At 71.2% G+C, this 19,840-nt stretch carries 20 protein-coding genes; 11 read left to right on the forward strand and 9 right to left on the reverse strand.

Translation table 11 applies throughout. The annotated features are described in order from the left end of the window. Window positions 1-178: 178 nt before the first annotated feature. Window positions 179-883 carry a metal-dependent transcriptional regulator gene (locus ACOKGD_RS11850; protein WP_342337758.1) on the reverse strand — a complete coding sequence of 235 codons (705 nt, stop codon included), beginning with the start codon at window positions 881-883 and terminating at the stop codon, window positions 179-181. Window positions 884-1,035: 152 nt separating this feature from the next. On the opposite strand from ACOKGD_RS11850, the gene serC reads away from it, so the two are divergent. Then, window positions 1,036-2,145, forward strand: a complete 1,110-nt coding sequence (gene serC / locus ACOKGD_RS11855) for a phosphoserine transaminase (RefSeq protein ID WP_342337757.1) — start codon at window positions 1,036-1,038, stop codon at window positions 2,143-2,145. Window positions 2,146-2,506: 361 nt separating this feature from the next. Continuing rightward, the gene (locus ACOKGD_RS11860) at window positions 2,507-3,973 is read left to right on the forward strand and encodes an MFS transporter (RefSeq protein ID WP_342337756.1); all 1,467 of its coding nucleotides are present in this window, start codon (window positions 2,507-2,509) and stop codon (window positions 3,971-3,973) included. Between the two features lie 56 nt (window positions 3,974-4,029). Here ACOKGD_RS11860 and ACOKGD_RS11865 read toward each other — a convergent pair whose 3' ends face one another. Together ACOKGD_RS11865 and ACOKGD_RS11870 are read right to left on the reverse strand one after the other, a co-directional pair. After that, window positions 4,030-4,995, reverse strand: a complete 966-nt coding sequence (locus tag ACOKGD_RS11865; RefSeq protein ID WP_342337755.1) for a DUF3027 domain-containing protein — start codon at window positions 4,993-4,995, stop codon at window positions 4,030-4,032. After that, entirely contained in the window at window positions 4,988-5,371 is a 384-nt protein-coding gene (locus ACOKGD_RS11870; protein ID WP_342337754.1) for a cold-shock protein, read from the reverse strand. Before ACOKGD_RS11870 ends, ACOKGD_RS11865 begins: the two co-directional genes overlap by 8 nt. A gap of 97 nt (window positions 5,372-5,468) precedes the next feature. Here ACOKGD_RS11870 and ACOKGD_RS11875 point away from each other — a divergent pair, with 97 nt between their 5' ends. The 7 genes from ACOKGD_RS11875 to ACOKGD_RS11905 all read left to right on the forward strand — a co-directional run bounded on the left by ACOKGD_RS11875 (window position 5,469) and on the right by ACOKGD_RS11905 (window position 13,631). Beyond that, a complete protein-coding gene (locus tag ACOKGD_RS11875) occupies window positions 5,469-5,738 on the forward strand; it encodes a multidrug ABC transporter ATPase (protein WP_342337753.1) in 270 nt (89 codons plus the stop codon). A 25-nt stretch (window positions 5,739-5,763) separates the two neighbouring features. Beyond that, window positions 5,764-7,443 (forward strand): helicase-associated domain-containing protein, encoded by a 1,680-nt coding sequence (locus ACOKGD_RS11880; protein WP_342337752.1) that lies wholly within the window; start codon window positions 5,764-5,766, stop codon window positions 7,441-7,443. A 76-nt stretch (window positions 7,444-7,519) separates the two neighbouring features. After that, on the forward strand, window positions 7,520-9,160 hold the full coding sequence (locus ACOKGD_RS11885) for a DNA repair helicase XPB (protein WP_342337751.1): 1,641 nt from the start codon (window positions 7,520-7,522) through the stop codon (window positions 9,158-9,160). 76 nt (window positions 9,161-9,236) lie between these two features. Beyond that, a complete protein-coding gene (locus ACOKGD_RS11890) occupies window positions 9,237-10,652 on the forward strand; it encodes a L,D-transpeptidase family protein (protein ID WP_342337750.1) in 1,416 nt (471 codons plus the stop codon). Between the two features lie 82 nt (window positions 10,653-10,734). Further along, on the forward strand, window positions 10,735-11,430 hold the full coding sequence (locus tag ACOKGD_RS11895; protein WP_208503292.1) for a response regulator transcription factor: 696 nt from the start codon (window positions 10,735-10,737) through the stop codon (window positions 11,428-11,430). A 76-nt stretch (window positions 11,431-11,506) separates the two neighbouring features. Beyond that, a complete protein-coding gene (locus ACOKGD_RS11900) occupies window positions 11,507-13,228 on the forward strand; it encodes a sensor histidine kinase (RefSeq protein ID WP_342337749.1) in 1,722 nt (573 codons plus the stop codon). Between the two features lie 115 nt (window positions 13,229-13,343). Then, entirely contained in the window at window positions 13,344-13,631 is a 288-nt protein-coding gene (locus ACOKGD_RS11905) for a WXG100 family type VII secretion target (RefSeq protein ID WP_342337748.1), read from the forward strand. A 107-nt stretch (window positions 13,632-13,738) separates the two neighbouring features. Here ACOKGD_RS11905 and groL read toward each other — a convergent pair whose 3' ends face one another. The 5 genes from groL to ACOKGD_RS11930 form a co-directional block, all read right to left on the reverse strand. Further along, window positions 13,739-15,358, reverse strand: coding sequence for a chaperonin GroEL (gene groL / locus ACOKGD_RS11910; protein WP_342337747.1), 1,620 nt, complete (start codon window positions 15,356-15,358; stop codon window positions 13,739-13,741). Between the two features lie 176 nt (window positions 15,359-15,534). Next, on the reverse strand, window positions 15,535-15,738 hold the full coding sequence (locus tag ACOKGD_RS11915; protein ID WP_342337746.1) for a cold-shock protein: 204 nt from the start codon (window positions 15,736-15,738) through the stop codon (window positions 15,535-15,537). A gap of 117 nt (window positions 15,739-15,855) precedes the next feature. Next, a complete protein-coding gene (locus ACOKGD_RS11920; RefSeq protein WP_342337744.1) occupies window positions 15,856-16,395 on the reverse strand; it encodes a LytR C-terminal domain-containing protein in 540 nt (179 codons plus the stop codon). A gap of 79 nt (window positions 16,396-16,474) precedes the next feature. After that, window positions 16,475-16,714 (reverse strand): DUF3263 domain-containing protein, encoded by a 240-nt coding sequence (locus ACOKGD_RS11925; RefSeq protein ID WP_342337743.1) that lies wholly within the window; start codon window positions 16,712-16,714, stop codon window positions 16,475-16,477. 86 nt (window positions 16,715-16,800) lie between these two features. After that, window positions 16,801-17,808: a DUF2332 domain-containing protein gene (locus ACOKGD_RS11930; protein ID WP_342337742.1), complete on the reverse strand. Its 1,008-nt coding sequence runs from the start codon at window positions 17,806-17,808 to the stop codon at window positions 16,801-16,803. A 101-nt stretch (window positions 17,809-17,909) separates the two neighbouring features. On the opposite strand from ACOKGD_RS11930, the gene msrB reads away from it, so the two are divergent. After that, the gene (gene msrB / locus ACOKGD_RS11935; protein ID WP_342337741.1) at window positions 17,910-18,317 is read left to right on the forward strand and encodes a peptide-methionine (R)-S-oxide reductase MsrB; all 408 of its coding nucleotides are present in this window, start codon (window positions 17,910-17,912) and stop codon (window positions 18,315-18,317) included. Beyond that, the gene (locus ACOKGD_RS11940; RefSeq protein WP_342337740.1) at window positions 18,317-18,862 is read left to right on the forward strand and encodes a nitroreductase family protein; all 546 of its coding nucleotides are present in this window, start codon (window positions 18,317-18,319) and stop codon (window positions 18,860-18,862) included. Before msrB ends, ACOKGD_RS11940 begins: the two co-directional genes overlap by 1 nt. On the opposite strand, the gene ACOKGD_RS11945 is transcribed toward ACOKGD_RS11940, so the two are convergent. Further along, a complete protein-coding gene (locus ACOKGD_RS11945) occupies window positions 18,859-19,812 on the reverse strand; it encodes a DMT family transporter (RefSeq protein WP_342337739.1) in 954 nt (317 codons plus the stop codon). The genes ACOKGD_RS11940 and ACOKGD_RS11945 overlap by 4 nt on opposite strands. Between the last annotated feature and the right edge of the window lie 28 nt (window positions 19,813-19,840).

The raw sequence follows: 19,840 nt of genomic DNA on the forward strand, positions 1-19,840 counted from the left end.
GTTTGTCGGGGCACACAGTGTGCGATCCGTGGAAATGACGAGCCGTTGAGGCGATTTCCCACGGAGCCGCCCAAGGAGGGGTCGCCCCGGGCTTCACCCGACACTACGGGAAGGTAACGGAATTGTCACGCCCGGTTTTCCCTATGCCCCTGGGGATCCCCGGGGAGCTTCCTGGGCGTCAGACGATGCGCTCGTCCACCAGGAAGATGTGCGATGCCAGATCGACGGGCAGCTCGAGGCCCTCCTCGTGGCCGTCGATCTGCACGAGCACGTATCCCTCGCTGTAGCGGAAGTCGCCCTCCGCGCCCGGGACGACGCCGGCGGCGCGCAACTGCTGCAGCAGATCCGGATCGACCTGGGCGGGCTCGGCGAGGCGACGGACGGTGCCGCGGATCGGGCCGCCGGCCGCGTCGAGACACTTCACCAGACCGATCACACCCTCGTCGAAGATGCGCATCGTGGCGCCGCCCAGCTGGTCGAGACCCGGGATGGGGTTGCCGTAGGGGGATTCGGTGGGGTGGCCCAGCAGCTCGACGAGGCGACGCTCGACCTGCTCGCTCATCACGTGCTCCCAGCGGCACGCCTCTTCATGGACGAAGGCCCAGTCGAGGCCGATGACGTCCGAGAGCAGGCGCTCGGCGAGACGGTGCTTGCGCATGACGTCGATCGCCTTCTGGCGCCCGTCGAAGGTCAGCTCGAGCCGGCGGGCGTCGCCGACGACCACGAGCCCGTCGCGCTCCATGCGCCCCACGGTCTGCGAGACGGTGGGGCCGGAGTGACCCAGCCGCTCCGAGATGCGCGCGCGCAGCGGCACGATGTTCTCCTCTTCCAGCTCGAGGATCGTGCGGAGGTACATCTCGGTGGTGTCGATCAGGTCGGTCACACAGGCAATCCTAACGAGCCCCGCTGTCACGGGAGGCGTTCCTCCTGGGCGATCGACAGGCGCCGGCGCCCCTCGCCACCCGCGCCGTGCGCCGTCGTCGATCGGCGTCATGAGTTCGCGGCGCTGAGCGGGCCAGAAGTAGGCTGAGGGCCATGACGCTCACGATCCCCGCCGACCTTCTGCCCGCCGACGGACGCTTCGGCTGCGGCCCGTCCAAGGTCCGCGCGGAGCAGATCGAGGCCCTCGCCGCCGTCGGCTCGTCGCTGCTGGGCACCTCGCACCGCCAGGCGCCCGTGAAGAACCTCGTCCAGAGCGTCCGAGAGAACCTCTCGGACCTGTTCCGCCTGCCCGACGGCTACGAGATCGTGCTCGGCAACGGCGGCTCGACGGCGTTCTGGGACGCGGCCGCGTTCGGCCTGATCGAGAAGCGCAGCCAGAACCTCACCTTCGGCGAGTTCGGCAGCAAGTTCGCCGCCGCCGCCTCGGCCCCCTGGCTCGAGGCGCCCGATGTGCGTAAGGCCGCCGCCGGCTCGCTCATCGCGGCCGAGTCCACCGTGGGCGTCGACGTCTACGCCTGGCCGCACAACGAGACGTCCACCGGCGTGGCCGCGCCCGTCACCCGCGTGCGCGGCGACGACGGGGCGCTCACGGTCATCGACGCGACCAGCGCGGCGGGTGGCATCGACGTCGACATCGCCGAGACCGACGTCTACTACTTCGCGCCGCAGAAGAACCTCGGCTCGGACGGCGGCCTCTGGTTCGCCGCGATGTCGCCGGCCGCGATCGAGCGCATCGAGCGCATCGCCGCGTCGGGTCGCTACATCCCCGACTTCCTGAGCCTGAAGCAGGCCGTCGACAACTCGCGCCTGCAGCAGACCCTCAACACCCCCGCCCTGACGACGCTGCACCTGCTCGACAGCCAGCTGTCGTGGATCAACGGCAACGGCGGCCTGTCGTGGGCCGCGGCCCGCACGGCCGAGTCGTCGGGCGCCCTGTACGAGTGGGCCGAGGCCTCGGCCGTCGCGACGCCGTTCGTCGCCGACCCGTCGCACCGCTCCCCCGTTGTGGCCACGATCGACTTCGACGAGTCGGTCGACGCGGCGGCGATCGCCAAGACGCTGCGCGCCAACGGCATCGTCGACACCGAGCCCTACCGCAAGCTCGGCCGCAACCAGCTGCGCGTGGCCACCTTCGTCTCGATCGACCCGGAGGACGTCCGCCAGCTGATCCGCTCGATCGACTTCGTGCTCGAGAACAGCTGATCTCACCGCTTCACGAAGCGCCCTCGGCTCCGGCCGGGGGCGCTTTCGTCGTTGCACCGCGAATTCGGAAGGCACGTCCAGATCGGCTCGCTACTGCGCCCGCGCGTGCCGCGGATCCACCGGCCTGTCAAATCGGCCGACGGCTTCCGAGGGCCCGCCGGATCCCCCGTATCGTCGAGGCTTTGGCGTCGCCGCCCCCGGGCGGACGGTCGCCGTACGCAGCGAACGAGACGATACGAAACGAGTGATGATCGTGCACCGGACCCCCCGGAAACCCCCGACTGATCTGCCCTCCGCCCCCTCCCCCGCGGGGGCCGCCCCCTCGGGCGCACGGCAACGGCGCCCCTCGCGCCGCCTGCGCGTGGACGACGTCCTGGTCGTGAAGCGCTCCCGGACACGCACCGCGATCTCGGGCACCGTCGTCGGCAACTTCATGGAGTGGTTTGACTTCGGCATCTACGGCTACCTCGCCGTCACCATGACCGCCGTCTTCACCGAGGGCCTCCCGCGGGAGGCCGGGCTGCTGCTGACGCTGTTCGGCTTCGCGGTGTCCTTCCTGGTGCGCCCGCTCGGCGGGGCGATCCTCGGCCCCCTCGGCGACCGGATCGGCCGTCAGAAGGTGCTGTTCGCGACGATGGCGATGATGGCCGCGGCCACGGCCCTGATCGGCGTGCTGCCCTCGGCCGCGCAGATCGGGCTCTGGGCGATCCTGCCGCTGTACGCACTGAAGATGATCCAGGGCTTCTCGACCGGTGGTGAGTACGCCGGGGCCACGACCTACGTCGCCGAGTTCTCGCCCGATCGCCGCCGCGGGTTCTGGACGTCCTGGCTCGACGCCGGCTCGTACCTCGGCTTCGCCGCTGGCGCCTCGACCGTCGCGATCACGACGGTGGCCGTCGAGACCCTCTCCGGCCCCGGGGCGATGACCGAGTACGGATGGCGCATCCCGTTCCTGATCGCGCTGCCGCTGGGCGCCGTCGCCATCTGGTTCCGGTCGCGGATCCCCGAGACCCCGGCCTACGAGGTCGCCGACGCCTCCGGCGAGACCACGCCGGACGCCCAGGATCCGCTGGCGCGCCACGGTCTCGTCGGCATCGTCCGCCACCACTGGCGTCAGCTGCTCATCGCGATGGCGATCGTCGCGGCGACCAACTCGGCCGGCTACGCGCTGACCAGCTACATGCCGACGTACCTCGAGAACGAGGTCGGCGTCTCGAACCTCGTCGCGGCGATGGCCACCGTGCCCGTGCTGATCGTGCTCGCGGCCGCCCTGCCGCTGGTGGGTCGCCTCTCGGACCGCATCGGGCGCAAGCCCGTCTACCTCGCCGCCTCGGTGTCGACCGTGCTGGTGATGGTTCCCGCGTTCGCCATCATGCAGGTCGGCGAGCTGTGGGCGATCATGATCGCGCTGACGCTGACCATGGTGCCGGTCGCGCTCTGGGTGGGCCCCTCGGCCGCCGCCCTTCCCGCCCTGTTCCCGACCGCGTCGCGCTTCGGTGCGATGGCCGTCGCCTACAACCTCTCGGTCTCGCTGTTCGGAGGCACGACTCCCCTGTTCAGCGAGTGGCTGATCCAGGCCACCGGCAACGCGTTTATGCCGGCGTTCTACATCATGTTCTTCGGCGTGATCGCGGGCCTGGCGGTGCTGACGATGCGCGAGACCGCGCGCCGGCCGCTCATCGGATCGGTGCCCGCCGTCGAGACCCCGGCCGAGGCCGCCCAGCTGGTCGCGACGCAGGATCGGAATCCGCTCATCGACACCCGCACGATGCCGCTGGATCTCCTGCCCACCGCCGACCGGGACGCGCGCGAACCCGTCAGCGTCTGACGGATGCAGAACGGCGCCCCGGATATCCGGGGCGCCGTTCTGCGTGTGCGAGAGGGTCAGTCCTCTTCGTCGTCGTCGTCTTCGTCGTCGTCGTCTTCGTCTTCGTCGTCGTCTTCGTCTTCGTCTTCGTCGTCGTCCGAGTCTTCGTCGTCGTCCGAGTCGTCGTCGTCTTCTTCGTCGTCGTCGTCCGAGTCGTCACCGTCCTCGTCTGAGTCGTCATCGTCGTCCGAGTCGTCACCGTCCTCGTCTGAGTCGTCATCGTCGTCCGAGTCGTCGTCGTCCGAGTCGTCGTTCTCGTCGGGGTCGTGCGCGTCGATGTCGACGCCGTCGACGTCACCCGCGTGCAGGATGTCCACGTCGCGGTCGTCGACGAGGTCATCGTCGAAGTCGTCGTCCTCGTCGTCGTGGTGCTCGTCCGCGGCGGCGTCGCCGGTCGGCTCGCCCGCCGCCTCCGCCGCAGCGGCCGCGGCCTCCGCGGCGGCGGCCTGCGCGACCTGGTACTCCTTCAGGCGCACGGCCCACGGCACCCACTCCGGGGCGAGCAGCGCGTCGTCACCCGGCAGCAGCTCGACCTCCAGGACGGTCGGATCGGATCCCTCCACGACCGCGAGCGTGACCGTCCAGAACCAGCCGGGGTACCCCAGAAGGGTGTTCTCGAACCGCAGCGAGACGGCGCCGCCGCGCTCGACCGAGTACCCGGCGGCGGGGCCGACCGTCGACGCGGGGGTGATCTCGTGCAGCGCCGCCAGAGCGAGGTCGTGCGCCTCGAGCAGCCGCTGATCCGGCTCCGGAAGCTCCTCCGGTTCGTCGGCGACCTGCTCCGTCTCGGCCTCGGCGGCTTGCTCGTCTCCGTGCTGATCCGGCTCGACCGCCGGCGCCTGCTCGGAGTCGGCCTCCGCGGCCTCGGGCTCGTCGACCTGCTCGGGCTCGACGCCCTCCGGGGCCTCGGGCTCCCGGGGCTCGATCTGCTCGGTCACCTCGGACACCTCGGCCTCCTCGGCGAACTCCTGCGACTCAGACATCGATCTCCTCCGCGACCTTGCGCAGCACGGCTGCGATCTTGCGGGCGTGCGCGCTGGACGGATAGTGACCACGGCGCAGGTCACCGCCCATGCCGTCGAGGAGCTTCACGAGATCCTCGACGATGATCGCCATGTCGTCCGCTGACTTGCGCTTGGCCTTCGCCAGGCTCGGCGGGGCGTCGAGCACCCGCACCGACAGCGCCTGCAGGCCCTTGCGGCCGTCGGCGACGCCGAACTCGAGGCGGGTGCCCTGCTTGGGCGCGGGCGTGCCTTCGGGCAGCGCACTGGCGTGGAGGAAGACGTCCTGCCCGTCATCGGCGCTGATGAAGCCGAAGCCCTTGTCCTCGTCGTAGAACCTGACCTTGCCGGTGGGCATTGCGAACCTCGGGATGCTGGGGGAAAACGTATGCGGGATCAGGGGGATCCCGCCCCTCCAGACTAGCCCCCGCGCGCATGCCACTAGTCTGGGGACGATGACCACGAACAGCCCCGCGGATCCGCCGGTGCGCCGGATCGATCGCATCCTCGCCTTCATGGCTCTCGGGATCGCGATCGTCTCGGTGATCTGCTTCGTCGCCATCATCGTGTCGACCGCGCTGGGCATGGGGCACGCCGACTACCAGGTGGGCATCTGGCCGGTCGTCGGGGCCTTCCCCCTGTTCGGCCTGCCGATCGCGTTCCTGATGATCCTGACGCTGCTGATCATGACGTTCATCCGGAAGGGCAGGGCCGGCCGGCCCTGACCGGCGCCCCTGCGATCCGAGCGCCGTGAACACCGTCGACACACGCGCTTTGGCCGAACGGCTGCCGCTGGCCGCCGATGCCGAGCTCGCCGCCCTGTTCGCCGCGCGCCGCGTCTCGGCGAGTGCCAACTGGCACGACTTCTTCGACGCCGCCGAGGCCCTGCTGGCGCCCGAGTCGATCGCGCGGGCTGTCGCCGAACTGCCCCGCGACGTCCTGGCCGATCTGGCCGCGGCGTCCGGCCCCGAGCGCCTGGGGCTGACGGATCCCGATGGCGCCCCCTATGCCGTGGTGCGCCAGGCTCTCGGCGAGGCGGTTCCGACGCGGACCCCGCCCCGGGTGCCCGAGGCGGCGAGTGAGCTGGACGCCGCCCATGCGGCCGAGCGCGCCTTCACCACGACCTCCTCGCTCGCCGATCTGCTGCTGCTGGCGCTGCGGACCCCGCTGGTCCGGGTCGGCACCGGCGCCGTCGGCGCGGCCGACAAGCGGCGTATGGCCCAGGACGAGATCGTGCGCGACGCCGACGAGGCCGACGACCTCGTCGCCCTGGCCGAGGCGACGGGCCTCCTGGCGGGCGCCGAGCGCACCTGGCTCGTGACGCCCACGGGAGCCGACTGGGTGCGCACGTCCAGCGGCGAGCGCTGGGCGCGTCTGGCCACCGCCCTCCGCGCCGCGCTGCCCGGGGGCCTCCGCACCCCCGAGGGAGGCTGGATCGATCCCGCCCTGTGGCCCGACGCGTATCCCCTCGCCGAGGGCTGGCGCGCGCGTGCCGAGCGCTGGGTCCGCCTGATGGCGCTGGCCGGGCTGGCGACCGAGAAGGGGACGGAGCCCGCGTGGGCGACGCCGCTGCGGGAGGGGCGCGACGCCGATCCCACTCCCCTGGTGACGCTGATGCCGCACGAGGTCGACAAGGTCTTCCTCCAGAACGACCTCACCGCGATCTCACCGGGCCCGCTGGCGCCCGGCCTCGACGTGCGCCTGCAGAGCATCGCCGTGCGCGAGTCGCACGCGCAGGCGTCGACCTACCGCTTCACCGAGGCCTCCATCGCGGCCGCGCTGTCGGCGGGCGAGTCGGCCGACACCATCCTGGGCTTCCTGAGCGACCTCTCGCTCACCGGGGTGCCCCAGCCGCTCGAGTACCTGGTGCAGCGCACCGCCGACCGTCACGGCCTCGTGCGCGTCTCGCTCGAGCCCGACAGCGGGCACACCATCGTGTCCAGCCGCGACCACGGCCTGCTCGAGACGATCGCGGTCGACCAGGCGCTGCGCGCCCTCGCCCTGGTGCCGGACGGTCGGATGCTGCGCACCAGGGCCGCCCGCGAGTCGGTCTACTGGGCCCTGGCGGACGCGAAGTACCCGGTCGTCGCGCTCGACGAGCAGGGCGCCTCCGAGACGCTGGATCGGCGCCGGGTCGCCCCCTCCGCGCCGGCACCGGATCCCCAAGCGCGCTACGCGACGCTGCTCGAGGTGCTGCGCGGCGCCCACGGCGGCGACGCGGATGCCGCCTGGCTCGAGCGCGAGCTCGAGACGGCGGTGCGCGGCAAGGCGGTGCTGGAGGTCGACGTCGCGCTGCCCGACGGCTCGACCCGCACGTTCCTTCTGGAGGCGACGGGCCTCGGCGGGGGTCGCCTGCGCGGCCGAGACCGCGCGGCGGATGTCGAGCGCACGCTGCCGGTGAAGAGCATCACCGCGATCCGTCCGGCCTGATCCAGAACTGATCCGCGATCCCGCTCGGTGTGACACGCCGCCCGGGGCCCGTCGCGCGGCGGTAGACTCGTCCGTTATGGCTGATGGCCCCCTGATCGTCCAGAGCGACCGCACTGTGCTGCTCGAGGTCGCGCACCTCGACGCCGAGACCGCGCGCCACGAGCTCGCGATCTTCGCGGAGCTGGAGCGCGCCCCCGAGCACATCCACACCTACCGGATCACCCGTCTGGGGCTCTGGAACGCGCGCGCGGCTGGCCACACGGCCGACGACATGCTGCAGACGCTCGACCGCTGGTCGCGCTTCCCCGTGCCGCCCTCCGTGTCGGTCGACATCCGCGAGACCGTGAACCGCTACGGCCGCCTGACGATCCGCCGCGGCGACGAGGGCGAGCTGCTGCTCACCTCGACCGACCGCGCCGTGCTCGCCGAGGTGTCGCGCAACAAGCGCATCGCGCCGCTGCTGCTCTCGCAGCCGACCCCCGACACGTACGTGATCGACGCGTGGGCGCGCGGTCACATCAAGCAGGAGCTGCTCAAGATCGGCTGGCCCGCCGAGGACCTCGCCGGCTACCGCGACGGAACGCCGCACCCCATCGCCCTGGAGGAGGACGACTGGACGCTGCGCCCGTACCAGGCCGAGGCCGTCGAGAAGTTCCGTGAGGGCGGATCGGGCGTCGTCGTTCTCCCCTGCGGCGCGGGCAAGACCCTCGTCGGAGCGGCATCCATGGCCGCCACCAAGACGACCACACTGATCCTCGTCACCAACGCCGTCTCGGCGCGCCAGTGGCGTGACGAGCTGATCAAGCGCACCACCCTGACCGCCGAGGAGATCGGCGAGTACTCGGGGCAGGTGAAGGAGGTCAAGCCGGTCACGATCGCGACCTACCAGATCCTCACCGCGCGCCGGAAGGGCGAGTACCCGCATCTCGCGCTGCTGGACGCCCTCGACTGGGGCCTCATCGTCTACGACGAGGTGCACCTGCTGCCGGCGCCGGTGTTCAAGCTCACCGCCGACCTCCAGGCGCGCCGCCGCCTCGGCCTCACCGCGACGCTCGTGCGCGAGGACGGTCGCGAGGGCGACGTGTTCAGCCTCATCGGACCCAAGCGGTTCGACGCCCCGTGGAAGGAGATCGAGGCCCAGGGCTTCATCTCCCCCGCCGCCTGCTACGAGGTGCGCGTCGACCTCCCCGCCTACGAGCGCCTCGAGTACGCCGCGAGCGCCGACGAGGATCGCTACCGGCTCGCCGCCACGGCCCCCGCCAAGACCGACGTCGTGCGCGAGCTGATCGCGAAGCACAAGGGCGAGCAGATCCTGGTCATCGGCCAGTACCTCGAGCAGCTCGACGAGCTCTCCGAGGCCCTGGACGCCCCCAAGATCACCGGCGCGACCCCCGTCAACGAGCGCGAGCAGCTGTTCAACGCGTTCCGCGCGGGCACGGTCGACGTGCTGGTCGTGTCGAAGGTCGCGAACTTCTCGGTGGATCTGCCGGAGGCATCCGTCGCGATCCAGGTCTCCGGATCCTTCGGATCGCGCCAGGAGGAGGCCCAGCGCCTCGGCCGCCTGCTCCGCCCCAAGCAGTCCGATCACACGGCGAGCTTCTACACGATCATCGCCCGTGACACCGTCGACCAGGACTTCGCGCAGAACCGTCAGCGCTTCCTCGCCGAGCAGGGCTACTCGTACACGATCCTCGACGCCGAGCGCCTGGCGGCCTGATCCGCCGACGACGATCCCGTAACGTCCGCCGAAAGGGGGATGTGAAGGGGATCGCCGTGTGCGGACAATAACCAGTGTGAGCACTGCCACCGCACCCACCGAGACCGACCCCGGCCCCGCACCGGCCGCCGAGACGCGGCCGCGTCGCCGGGGCCTGCGCATCGCGCTGTGGGCGGGCATCCCGCTGCTGCTGGTCGCCGGAGCGGCGGGGTACGCATCCACGCTGGTCATCGCCCCCGGGGTGACGGTCGCCGGCGTCCCGGTCGAGTGGATGACGCAGGACGCCGCGCGCGAGGCGATCGCCGCGCGCTTCGCCGACGCCGACGCGACCATCGGCGATGCCACCGTGCCGCTGACCGGCCTCGGCATCGCCGTCGACGCCGAGGCGCTCGCGGCCCAGGCGCTGTCGACCTACCCCGTGTGGAAGCTGATGGAGTGGAATCCCGCCCCGATCGGCGTCGATCTCGCCGTGGATCCGCAGGCGGCCGATGCCACGCTGCGAGAGGCGGCGCCCGCGCTCTACGCCGCCCCGGTGGATGCGCAGGTCGTCTTCGACGCGGCGGCCACCGCCTTCGCTGCCCAGCCCGGCCAGAACGGGCGCGGCGTCGATGTCGGCGCCCTGGCGGCCGACCTCACCACGGCGTTCCGCGACCGCGGGGCGCTGTCCGCCGAGCCGACCGTGGTCGAGGAGGCTCCGGCGCTCACCACTGACGTGGCCGCCGCGTACGCGGCCTCGCTCAACGGCCAGGCGGAGGGCGCCGGCTTCCACGTCGACGGCGGTGCCTCCCTCCCGATGGATCTGGCGACGATCGCGTCCTGGATCGCCGTGGCGGGCGATCCGGAGACCGGAACGTTCGCCATCACGGCGGACGCGGCAAAGATCGACGCCGTTGTGCAGACCCTTCCCGGCCAGCTGAACCGCGAGGCGCAGCCGTCGCAGGTTGTGGTGAACTCGGCGGGCACGGTGCTCAAGACGCTCCAGGCGGGCGCGGACGGCTTCGGCCTCGCCTCGGCCGACGGCCTGGCGGAGCTCGTGGCGAAGTCGGTCGAGGCACGCGACTTCCGCTTCGAGATCGAGGGGCAGGTCATCCCGCATGAGGCCCAGACCCTGCTGCGCACGATCGAGGTCGACAAGAGCGCCGGCACGGTGATGATGTTCGAGAACGGGGCGCTCGTCGGGTCCTACCCCGTCGCGATCGGCACCGGCGGGGCGCACGAGACCCGAACCGGGCACTTCCGGATCTACGTGCAGCGCTCGATCCAGGACATGGGCGACTGCAACGGCGGCGACCACGGCTACGGGTACTGCACGGAGGACGTGCCGTGGGTGAGCTTCTTCAACGGAGACCAGGGCTTCCACGGCACGTACTGGCACAGCAACTTCGGCGCGGGCGCGCGCATGAGCCACGGCTGCGTGAACATGACACGGGGGGCGGCATACGAGCTCTACAGCTTCGCGCAGGTCGGCACCGAGGTCTGGGTGCACGACTGACCGGAATATTCCTCGTGTTCGCTTTCGGCCGATACGAGCGGATATCCGAGCGAATGACCGATCCGGTCGCCATAATGGGGCCATGAGCGCACCTCGCATCCTGGTCGTCGACGACGAGCCCAACATCCGTGACCTGCTCTCGCAGAGCCTGAGGTTCGCGGGCTTCCAGGTGAAGACCGTGGGCAACGGCGCCGCGACGATCTCCGCGGTGCTGGAGGAGGAGCCCGATCTCATCGTGCTCGACGTGATGCTCCCCGACATGAACGGGTTCAGCGTCACCACGCGTCTGCGCGACCACGGCTTCACGGCGCCGATCCTCTTCCTCACCGCGAAGGACGACACCGAGGACAAGATCAAGGGCCTGAACGCGGGCGGCGACGACTACGTCACCAAGCCCTTCAGCCTCGACGAGATCGTCGCCCGCATCCAGGCGATCCTGCGCCGCACGATGCAGGACACCGAGGACGAGCAGGTGATCCGCGCCGGCGAGCTGACGATGGATCAGGACACGCACGACGTGTACGTCGGCGACGTGCAGATCGACCTCAGCCCGACCGAGTTCAAGCTGCTGCGCTACCTGATGCTCAACCCCAACCGCGTGCTGTCGAAGGCCCAGATCCTCGACCACGTGTGGGAGTACGACTTCAACGGCGACGCCGGCATCGTCGAGAGCTACATCTCTTACCTGCGCCGCAAGATCGACCCGCACGCGTCCGAGTCGCTGATCCAGACCAAGCGCGGCTTCGGCTACATGCTCAAGGTCGACAAGGCGGGCTGACCTGGCTGACAAGCCCGATGCCCTGACCCGCTGGTGGCGGCGGATCAGCCTGCGGGCGAAGGTCACGGGCGTCACCGTGACCGTCCTCGCGCTCGGACTCGTCGGGGCGGGCCTCGGGACCGTGCCGATCCTGAACCGGGCGCTGAGCGAGAACATCGACTCGTCGCTGCACCAGCTGGCGTCCTCGGCGGTCGGCGAGAAGCTGTTCAACATCTCGGACTACGGCGAGGGCCCGCGGTTCACGCCCAAGGCCAACCCGGTTCCCACCGAGTACTTCGTCGCGATCTACGGCCCGGACGGCTCGCTGCTCGCGAGCGCGGGGGGCAACAACCCGAACGAGCCGCGGCCGGCGTTCTGGTCGACCGTGCCGCTCGACTACACCTACGCGAACGAGGACACGATCCTCGAGCTGAAGTCGGTCAACGGCGACGGCGCGACCTTCCACGCCGCGATCTCGGTCGTGCAGTTCCCGAACAGCAACAACATCTACACGCAGGTCGTCGCGCGCCCGATGGGCGAGGTCGACCAGGTCGTCGGCACGTTCTTCGGCATCTTCCTGCTCGTCGCCCTCGTGACGATGTTCGGGGGCGCCCTGCTGACGCGGTGGGCAGTGACCCTGACGTTCCGGCGTTTCGGCCAGGTCGAGGCCACCGCCATGTCGATCGCGTCGGGCGACTTCAGCCAGCGCCTCGGCGACATCGAGCCCCGCACCGAGATCGGCCGGCTCAAGGCCGCCATCAACACGATGCTCGACCGGATCGACGAGGCCATCGCCGAGCGCGACGCGACCGTGCACAAGATGCGCCGCTTCGTCGGCGATGCGAGCCACGAGCTGCGCACCCCGCTCGTCAGCGTGCGCGGCTACGCGGAGCTGTATCGGATGGGTGCCATCCAGGGCCCGGATGACACCGCCCGCGCGATGGACCGGATCGAGAAGGAGGCGATCCGGATGGGAGTGCTCGTCGAGGATCTGCTGGCCCTCGCCCGGCTCGACGAGAAGCGCGAGCTGCACATCCAGCCGATCGACCTGCGCCCGATCGCCCGCGATGCGGCCCTCGACGTCGGCGTCGCGGAGCCCGGGCGCGTGGTGGTCGTCGTCGACACGACCATCGAGGCCCTCACCGGGCCGATCGCGCTGCACCCGAGCACCGGCACCGTCGGCACGCTCGACGAGCACGGCGCCGCCCAGGACGAGCCGCACCGCCGCCTGCCGCGCACCATCACCGCGGCGACCGAGGGCCTGACGTCGCTGCTGCGGCGCAAGCCGAAGGCCCCGGGCGACCCCGACACGTCCGCGATCCCCGTGGTGCAGGGCGACGCGGCGCAGGAGCAGCCCACGGCGCCCGAGACCCCCGTGCTCGACTTCACCGCGCTGGACTTCACCGTCCCGCAGCAGCTGCGACCCGTGGCCATGCCCCCGATCGTGCTCGGCGAGGAGCACCGCGTGCGCCAGGTGGTCGCCAACCTGCTCGGCAACGCCCGCCGCTACAGCCCCGAGGGCTCGCCCATCGAGATCGAGGTCGGGGTGGACGCCGCCGCGCAGATGGGCTGGATCGCGGTGGTCGACCACGGCGAGGGCGTGCCGGAGGAGATCCGCGCGCAGATCTTCGAGCGCTTCTGGCGTGCTGACACCTCGCGCGCACGCGAGACCGGTGGCAGCGGCCTGGGACTGGCGATCGTCGCCTCGATCGTGGAGACCCTGCGGGGCTCGGTGTCGGTGCTCGAGACGCCCGGCGGCGGGGCCACCTTCCGCGTCTCGCTGCCGCTCGCGCCGGTGGTCGACGAGCTCCCCGAGTGATACTCGTCCCCAGCCCGGTTCTCACGATCCGCTGATCCCGGATCCGCTGGCGCGCCCCGCGCCGGCGCGCCGCTTCCTAGCGTGGGACCACCACCCACCGAACAGGGAGCACACCATGGCCGTCTTCACCGTCGACACCGAGGCGATCGCCGCCGCCAACGGGCAGGCGCTCGCGGGCGTCGAGCAGCTGCGCCTCGACGTCAGCACGCTCAGCGCGCAGCTCGCCCCGCTCGAGACCGCCTGGACGGGCGCGAGTGCCGCGGCCTTCCAGGGCGAGCTCGCCCGCTGGAAGAGCATCCAGCAGCAGGTCGAGCAGGTGCTCGACGGCCTCGGCCGCGCGCTGGGCGCCGCGGGCATGCAGTACGCCGACGCCGAGCGCGTCACCTCCGGCATGTTCCGCTGACGCGCCCGCAGAGCTCCGCCGACCCGAAGGGCGGAACGCAGAACGGCCCCCTCCCAGAGGAGGGGGCCGTTCTGTCAGTCAGACCTGTCGGTCAGGACCTTCTGGGATCAGAAGTCCATGCCACCCGTCGGGTCGCCGGCGGGGGCGGCCTTCTCGGGCTTGTCGGCGACGACGACCTCGGTCGTCAGGAACAGGCCGGCGATCGACGCGGCGTTCTGCAGCGCCGAGCGGGTGACCTTGGCCGGGTCGATGATGCCCTGGGCGAACAGGTCGCCGTACTCGCCGGTGGCGGCGTTGAGGCCGTGACCGACGGGGAGGTCGGCGACCTTGTTGGCGACGACACCCGGCTCGAGACCGGCGTTGAGGGCGATCTGCTTCAGCGGGGCCTCGATGGCGACCTTGACGATGTGCGCACCGGTCGCCTCGTCGCCGACCAGCTCGAGACCGCGGTCGAAGACCGACTTGGCGGCCTGGATGAGCGCCACGCCACCACCGGCGACGATGCCCTCCTCGACGGCGGCCTTCGCGTTGCGGACGGCGTCCTCGATGCGGTGCTTGCGCTCCTTGAGCTCGACCTCGGTGGCCGCGCCCGCCTTGATGACGGCGACGCCGCCGGCGAGCTTGGCGAGGCGCTCCTGGAGCTTCTCGCGGTCGTAGTCCGAGTCGGTGTTGTCGATCTCGCGACGGATCTGGGTCACGCGACCCTCGATCTGGTCCGCGTCGCCGGCACCCTCGACGATGGTCGTCTCGTCCTTGGTGATGATGACCTTGCGGGCGCGGCCGAGCAGGTCGAGCTCGGTGTTCTCGAGCTTGAGGCCGACCTCCTCGGTGATGACCTGGCCACCCGTGAGGATGGCGATGTCCTGCAGCTGCGCCTTGCGACGGTCGCCGAAGCCGGGGGCCTTGACGGCGACCGACTTGAAGATGCCGCGGATCTTGTTGAGCACGAGCGTCGCGAGAGCCTCGCCCTCGACGTCCTCGGCGATGATGACGAGCTCCTTGCCCGACTGGATCACCTTGTCGACGATCGGCAGCAGATCCTTGATGTTCGAGATCTTCTGGTTCGCGATGAGGATGTACGGGTCCTCGAAGACCGCCTCCTGGCGCTCCGGGTCCGTGACGAAGTAGGGGTTCAGGTAGCCCTTGTCGAAGCGCATGCCCTCGGTGAGCTCGAGCTCGGTGCCGAAGGTGTTCGACTCCTCGACGGTGACGACGCCCTCCTTGCCCACCTTGTCGATGGCCTCGGCGATGAGCGCGCCGATGGCGGGGTCAGCGGCCGAGATCGAAGCGGTCGCGGCGATCTGCTCCTTGGAGTCGACCTCCTTGGCCTGGGCGAGCAGCTCGTCCGAGAGGGCCTTGACGGCCTTCTCGATGCCGCGCTTGAGCGAGATGGGGTCGGCGCCGGCCGCGACGTTGCGCAGGCCCTCGCGCACGAGCGCCTGGGCGAGGACGGTCGCGGTCGTCGTGCCGTCACCGGCGACGTCGTCGGTCTTCTTGGCGACCTCCTTGACGAGCTCCGCGCCGATCTTCTCGTACGGGTCGTCGAGCTCGATCTCCTTGGCGATGGAGACACCGTCGTTCGTGATCGTGGGGGCGCCCCACTTCTTCTCGAGCACGACGTTGCGACCGCGCGGGCCGAGCGTCACCTTGACGGCGTCGGCCAGCGTGTTGAGGCCGCGCTCGAGGCCGCGGCGGGCCTCCTCGTCGAAAGCGATGATCTTTGCCATGGGTTTCGTCCCTCCCGGAACGTAGGGGGTGGTCTTTAGCACTCACCTCACGGGAGTGCCAGATCGATTCTGGCACTCACCCCCACCGAGTGCAAGCCGCGCGGACCGTGGCGTCACACACGACGAAGGCGCCTCGCGACGGGGGTCGCGGGCGCCTTCGGGCGGGCTGCGGTGCGTCAGACCGGGCGCACGGCCTCGGCCTGGGGGCCCTTCTGACCGCTGCCGATGCTGAACTCGACCGACTGGCCCTCGTCGAGCACGCGGAAGCCGGACATCTCGATGTTCGAGTAGTGGACGAAGACGTCCTGGCTGCCGTCGGCCAGGGTGATGAACCCGAAGCCCTTCTCGGCGTTGAACCACTTGACGGTGCCCTGAGTCATGCGAAATCTCCTGCTGCTGAGCCCTCCTGATGGAGGGGAGTACCGGGAGAGCGTAACTGCGGGATTCCGCGCGGAACGGGCTGGTGAGCGTTATTTGACACGCCCGAAGAGAACTTGTTACTCGGCGGAAACACGGTCGAGGCCGACCACGACCGTGAGCTCCTTCGCGTCGGCGTCGTCGCTCTTGTACTGGTCGCTCTGCGCGACCCGCGCGCCGCCGATCGCCTGCGCGACGCCGAGGGCGGCGCCCTCCTCCTCGTCGGTCACGTAGTAGACCGTCGTCTGCGGGAAGTCGGTCGAGGCCGAGTCGCTCGGGATGACCGTGTCCTGGGCCCAGCCCGCGGCGACGAGCTCGCCGGCGACCGCCTCGGCGAGGCCGCCCGTGCTCGTGCCGTTGAGCACCAGCACCGCGTAACTCGTGTCGACCACGGGCGCCACCGTGGGGGTGGCCTGCGTGGACTCAGGCAGCACGTCGGTGCGCTGGGACAGCACCAGGAAGCCGACGATCCCGCCGACGGTCAGCACGACCGTCGCGAGCGCAGCCCACAGCCACACGGCACCGCGAGAGGAGCGGGGCACCTCGGCGCGGTGAGCGCCGACACGGGCGGGCTGGCGGGGGACGTCGTCGAAGCGATCCCGGGGGTAGGAGTTCGGCACGGGTCGATCGTACCGGGGGCGGCGCACGCCCTCCTGGACGCGCGGCCCCGATCCGGGTGCCGCGGCCGGATCCGCCGGATCAGCCCGCGATGCGCGAGCGCGAGGCGTCGCGCGCATCGCGCAGGCGACGCAGGCGCCCGACGAGCAGCGGATCGGCGGCGAGCGCGTCGCCCGAGTCGATCAACCGGCCGAGCAGCTGGTAGTACCGGGCCGGCGCCAGCTCGAGCTCGGAGCGGATCGCCTCCTCCTTCGGGCCGCCGTGCACGCGCCACCGGGCCTCGAAGGCGAGGATCGCGCGGTCGCGGTCGGAGAGGGGCATACCCTCACGCTACGTCCGGAGCTCCGCCGCGCCGGAGCGGCGCTCCGGGGTGAGGCGAACAGGCCCTCCCGGCGGCGCGCCGTCGGCTACGAGACGGGCGCGATCCATGCGCCGAGCGGGTCGGCCGCGGCCAGGACCCGCCCGTCGAGGGCGAGCGCGAATCCCCCCGGCCAGGCCTGCGGGTCGATCGGCGGCGTCCACGCGCCGTGCAGCGCGGGCTGGTCGAGGGTGATCCAGCGCACGGCATCACGCCATCCCCCCGGCTCCCGCAGCGCGGCGATGAGCGCGTCCCGGCGCGCCCGCGGCAGGTACGGCAGGACGCCGGGGGTCGTCACGACGAGTGTCGCGCCCCGCGGCGCCTGGGCGGCAACGGCACGCACGAGCGCGACATCGGCGGCATCCCCGGCGACGAGCAGAGGCGGATCCTCGGCGACGACGTCCAGGGCCGCCGCGATGCGCGTCGACCGCTCGCGCTCCTCGGGCCACACCAGACCCTCGAGCCATGCGCGGTCGGCCGGCCGCCGCGCATCGAGGGGCTGCAGGTCGATCCCCGCGCGCCACACGATCTGCGGCAGCGCGAGCTCCGGCAGGGCGCCCCCACGCACCTCGGCGTCCAGGAGCACGGCCGACTCCCCGACCTCGGCGACCAGCCGCCCCTCCGAGCGGTAGCGGTACGCGTAGCGATCCGGGTACAGGCACAGCCCGCCCGAGGCGCCGAGCTCGAGCAGCGCGATCGGGCCGTCGATCCGGCTGAGCGCCGGGAGCAGGGCCGCGCAGCGCAGGGGTTCGTTGGTCTGCAGGCTGCGCGCGGAGCACTCGGTCACGACCGCGTCCGCGTTGCGCAGGACGAAGGCGGCCCACTCCTCCGGCCCGGTGACCGTCGCCGCCAGCATGCGGGTGACCGCGAAGACGAGCGGGGGCTGCCGGTGCGCCGCAGGGACTCGGGCCAGTACGGCGGCGAGCGCCTCGTCGCTGGCGACCCGCTGCGCCCACCCGCGATACACCTCGGACCGGCCGGGAGCCTCGTCACGGGCGAAGCGGGCGAAGCGCTCGGCGACGAAGGCGGTGCTGTTCTCGTCGACGTCGGGATCCATGGATCCATTGTCGTGCGCGATGAGCAGGATCCACCCAGCTCGGAGCGGACCCCCGCCTCCCCCGCCGACGTAATCTTGAGGCGACCCTTCAGGAGGCATCCATGTCGTACAACGTGAACAAGTCCGAGGACGAGTGGCGCAGCGAGCTCACGCCCGAGCAGTTCGCGGTCCTGCGCGAGGCCGGCACCGAGCGCCCCTGGACCGGTGAGCTCCTCGACGAGGGACGCGCCGGGCTCTACACCTGTGCCGCGTGCGGCAGCGAGCTGTTCCAGAGCGGCACGAAGTTCGACTCGCACTGCGGCTGGCCGAGCTTCTACGAGTCGATCCGGCCCGAGGCGGTCCAGCTGCTCGACGACAGCAGCCACGGCATGCAGCGCACGGAGGTGCGCTGCGCCAACTGCGGCTCGCACCTCGGTCACGTCTTCCCCGACGGCTTCGGCACGCCCACGGGCGACCGCTACTGCATGAACTCGCTCTCGCTGTCGTTCGCGCCCGCCGACGAGGCGTGATGAGCGCGCTCGAGGCGATGCGCGCGCGTCGCTCGCTCTCGCAGGTCACCGACGAGGCCCCCACCCACGAGCAGCTTGTCGAGCTCGTCTCGGCCGCCGGCCGCGTCGCCGATCACAAGGAGCTGAAGCCGTGGCGACTCATCGAGCTGCGCGGCGATGACCGGCTCGTCCTCGGCCGCGCGATCGCGAAGGCCCAGGGCGACAAGGGCGTCAACTCGAAGCCGCTGCGGGCGCCGCTGCTCATCGCGGTCGTCGCGCGGGTGAAGTCGAAGGCCATCCCCGCGTGGGAGCAGGAGGCCACCGCCGCGGGCGTGGCTCATGCCCTGAGCCTGCTGCTCGACGAGGCCGGCTGGGGCGTCATCTGGCGCACCGGCGACTGGACGCGCGCCAAGGCGGTGTCCAAGGCGCACGGCCTGAAGAAGGGCGAGGTGCTGCTCGGCTGGCTCTATGTCGGCGGCAGGCCCGACCGCTCGCGCCCCGTGCGAGGCAAGGTCGTCGACGGCGAGCGGTTCCTCTCCGCGATGCCGCGCAAGAAGAACGACTAGCGGCGGCGGGCGCCCCCGAGCACGGCGATCACCACGCCGGCGGAGGCCACCACGACCGTGATGGCCGAGCGCAGCACGGAGGGCGGCACGGCCGGGGGCCAGACGAGATCGAGCACAAACGATCCGATCAGCATGCCCAGGACCAATCCGAGCGACAGCAGCAGCACCCCGATCCGAGGCACAAGGGCCGCGGAGATGAAGATGTACAGCACCCCCATGGCGCCACCCGTGTAGAGCCACGGCGATGCCGGCAGCGGGGCCACCTGCGTGCTCGGCAGCTGCACGCAGGCGAGCCCCACGAGCAGCGTTGTGCCCACGATGAAGTTCGCGAACGTCGCGGCCAGGGCCGATCCGGTCCTGCGCTGCAGCCGCCCGTTCGTCGCCTGCTGCCAGGCGACGCCGACACCCACCAGCACGGGCAGGATCAGCATCCACAGCGGCGCCGACCCCACGGCCCCGCCGGAGAGCGAGACGGCGACCGCGGCGAGCGCGAGCAGGACCCCGATCACGCGCGGCATGGTCACGGCGGTGACCCCCGCCGGGCTGTAGCCGACGCGATCCAGGATCAGCCCGCTCAGCGTCTGGCCGGCGACCATCCCCACGGTGAACAGGGCGGTGCCGATGATCCCGACGACGGCGCCCTGCATGGCGACGGTGAACGCGCCCGCCGCGCCGCCGATCAGCAGCCACCACGGGATCTCGCGCCCGCGGACGCCGCGCCAGAGGCTGGCGGCCCCCGCACGCCCGGACGGCAGCACGCTCAGGAGCAGGATCAGCAGCGCGAGGCCCGATCCGAACGAGAACACCGCCGCGAGCGTGCCACTGTTCAGCTCGACGCCCAGGGCGCCGTTGATGCGCGACTGCAGGGCCGTGAGCATGCCGATCGCGACCGCCATGCCGACGGCGAGGGCTCCGCGGCGACGGTGCGGGGTCTCGGCGGATCGACTCACTCCCCGAGCCTACGTCGACCCGGCGACC

It is taken from the genome of Microbacterium phosphatis, assembly GCF_049177115.1.
GTDB lineage: Bacteria > Actinomycetota > Actinomycetes > Actinomycetales > Microbacteriaceae > Microbacterium > Microbacterium phosphatis.

Bases quoted from the DNA above. Each gene is read 5' to 3' on its own strand.
- serC (WP_342337757.1), top strand. From the start codon at position 1,036: ATGACGCTCACGATCCCCGCCGACCTTCTGCCCGCCGACGGACGCTTC.
- ACOKGD_RS11865 (WP_342337755.1), bottom strand. From the start codon at position 4,995: ATGTCTGAGTCGCAGGAGTTCGCCGAGGAGGCCGAGGTGTCCGAGGTG.
- ACOKGD_RS11870 (WP_342337754.1), bottom strand. From the start codon at position 5,371: ATGCCCACCGGCAAGGTCAGGTTCTACGACGAGGACAAGGGCTTCGGC.
- ACOKGD_RS11875 (WP_342337753.1), top strand. From the start codon at position 5,469: ATGACCACGAACAGCCCCGCGGATCCGCCGGTGCGCCGGATCGATCGC.
- ACOKGD_RS11885 (WP_342337751.1), top strand. From the start codon at position 7,520: ATGGCTGATGGCCCCCTGATCGTCCAGAGCGACCGCACTGTGCTGCTC.
- ACOKGD_RS11895 (WP_208503292.1), top strand. From the start codon at position 10,735: ATGAGCGCACCTCGCATCCTGGTCGTCGACGACGAGCCCAACATCCGT.
- ACOKGD_RS11905 (WP_342337748.1), top strand. From the start codon at position 13,344: ATGGCCGTCTTCACCGTCGACACCGAGGCGATCGCCGCCGCCAACGGG.
- groL (WP_342337747.1), bottom strand. From the start codon at position 15,358: ATGGCAAAGATCATCGCTTTCGACGAGGAGGCCCGCCGCGGCCTCGAG.
- ACOKGD_RS11915 (WP_342337746.1), bottom strand. From the start codon at position 15,738: ATGACTCAGGGCACCGTCAAGTGGTTCAACGCCGAGAAGGGCTTCGGG.
- ACOKGD_RS11925 (WP_342337743.1), bottom strand. From the start codon at position 16,714: ATGCCCCTCTCCGACCGCGACCGCGCGATCCTCGCCTTCGAGGCCCGG.
- ACOKGD_RS11930 (WP_342337742.1), bottom strand. From the start codon at position 17,808: ATGGATCCCGACGTCGACGAGAACAGCACCGCCTTCGTCGCCGAGCGC.
- msrB (WP_342337741.1), top strand. From the start codon at position 17,910: ATGTCGTACAACGTGAACAAGTCCGAGGACGAGTGGCGCAGCGAGCTC.
- ACOKGD_RS11940 (WP_342337740.1), top strand. From the start codon at position 18,317: ATGAGCGCGCTCGAGGCGATGCGCGCGCGTCGCTCGCTCTCGCAGGTC.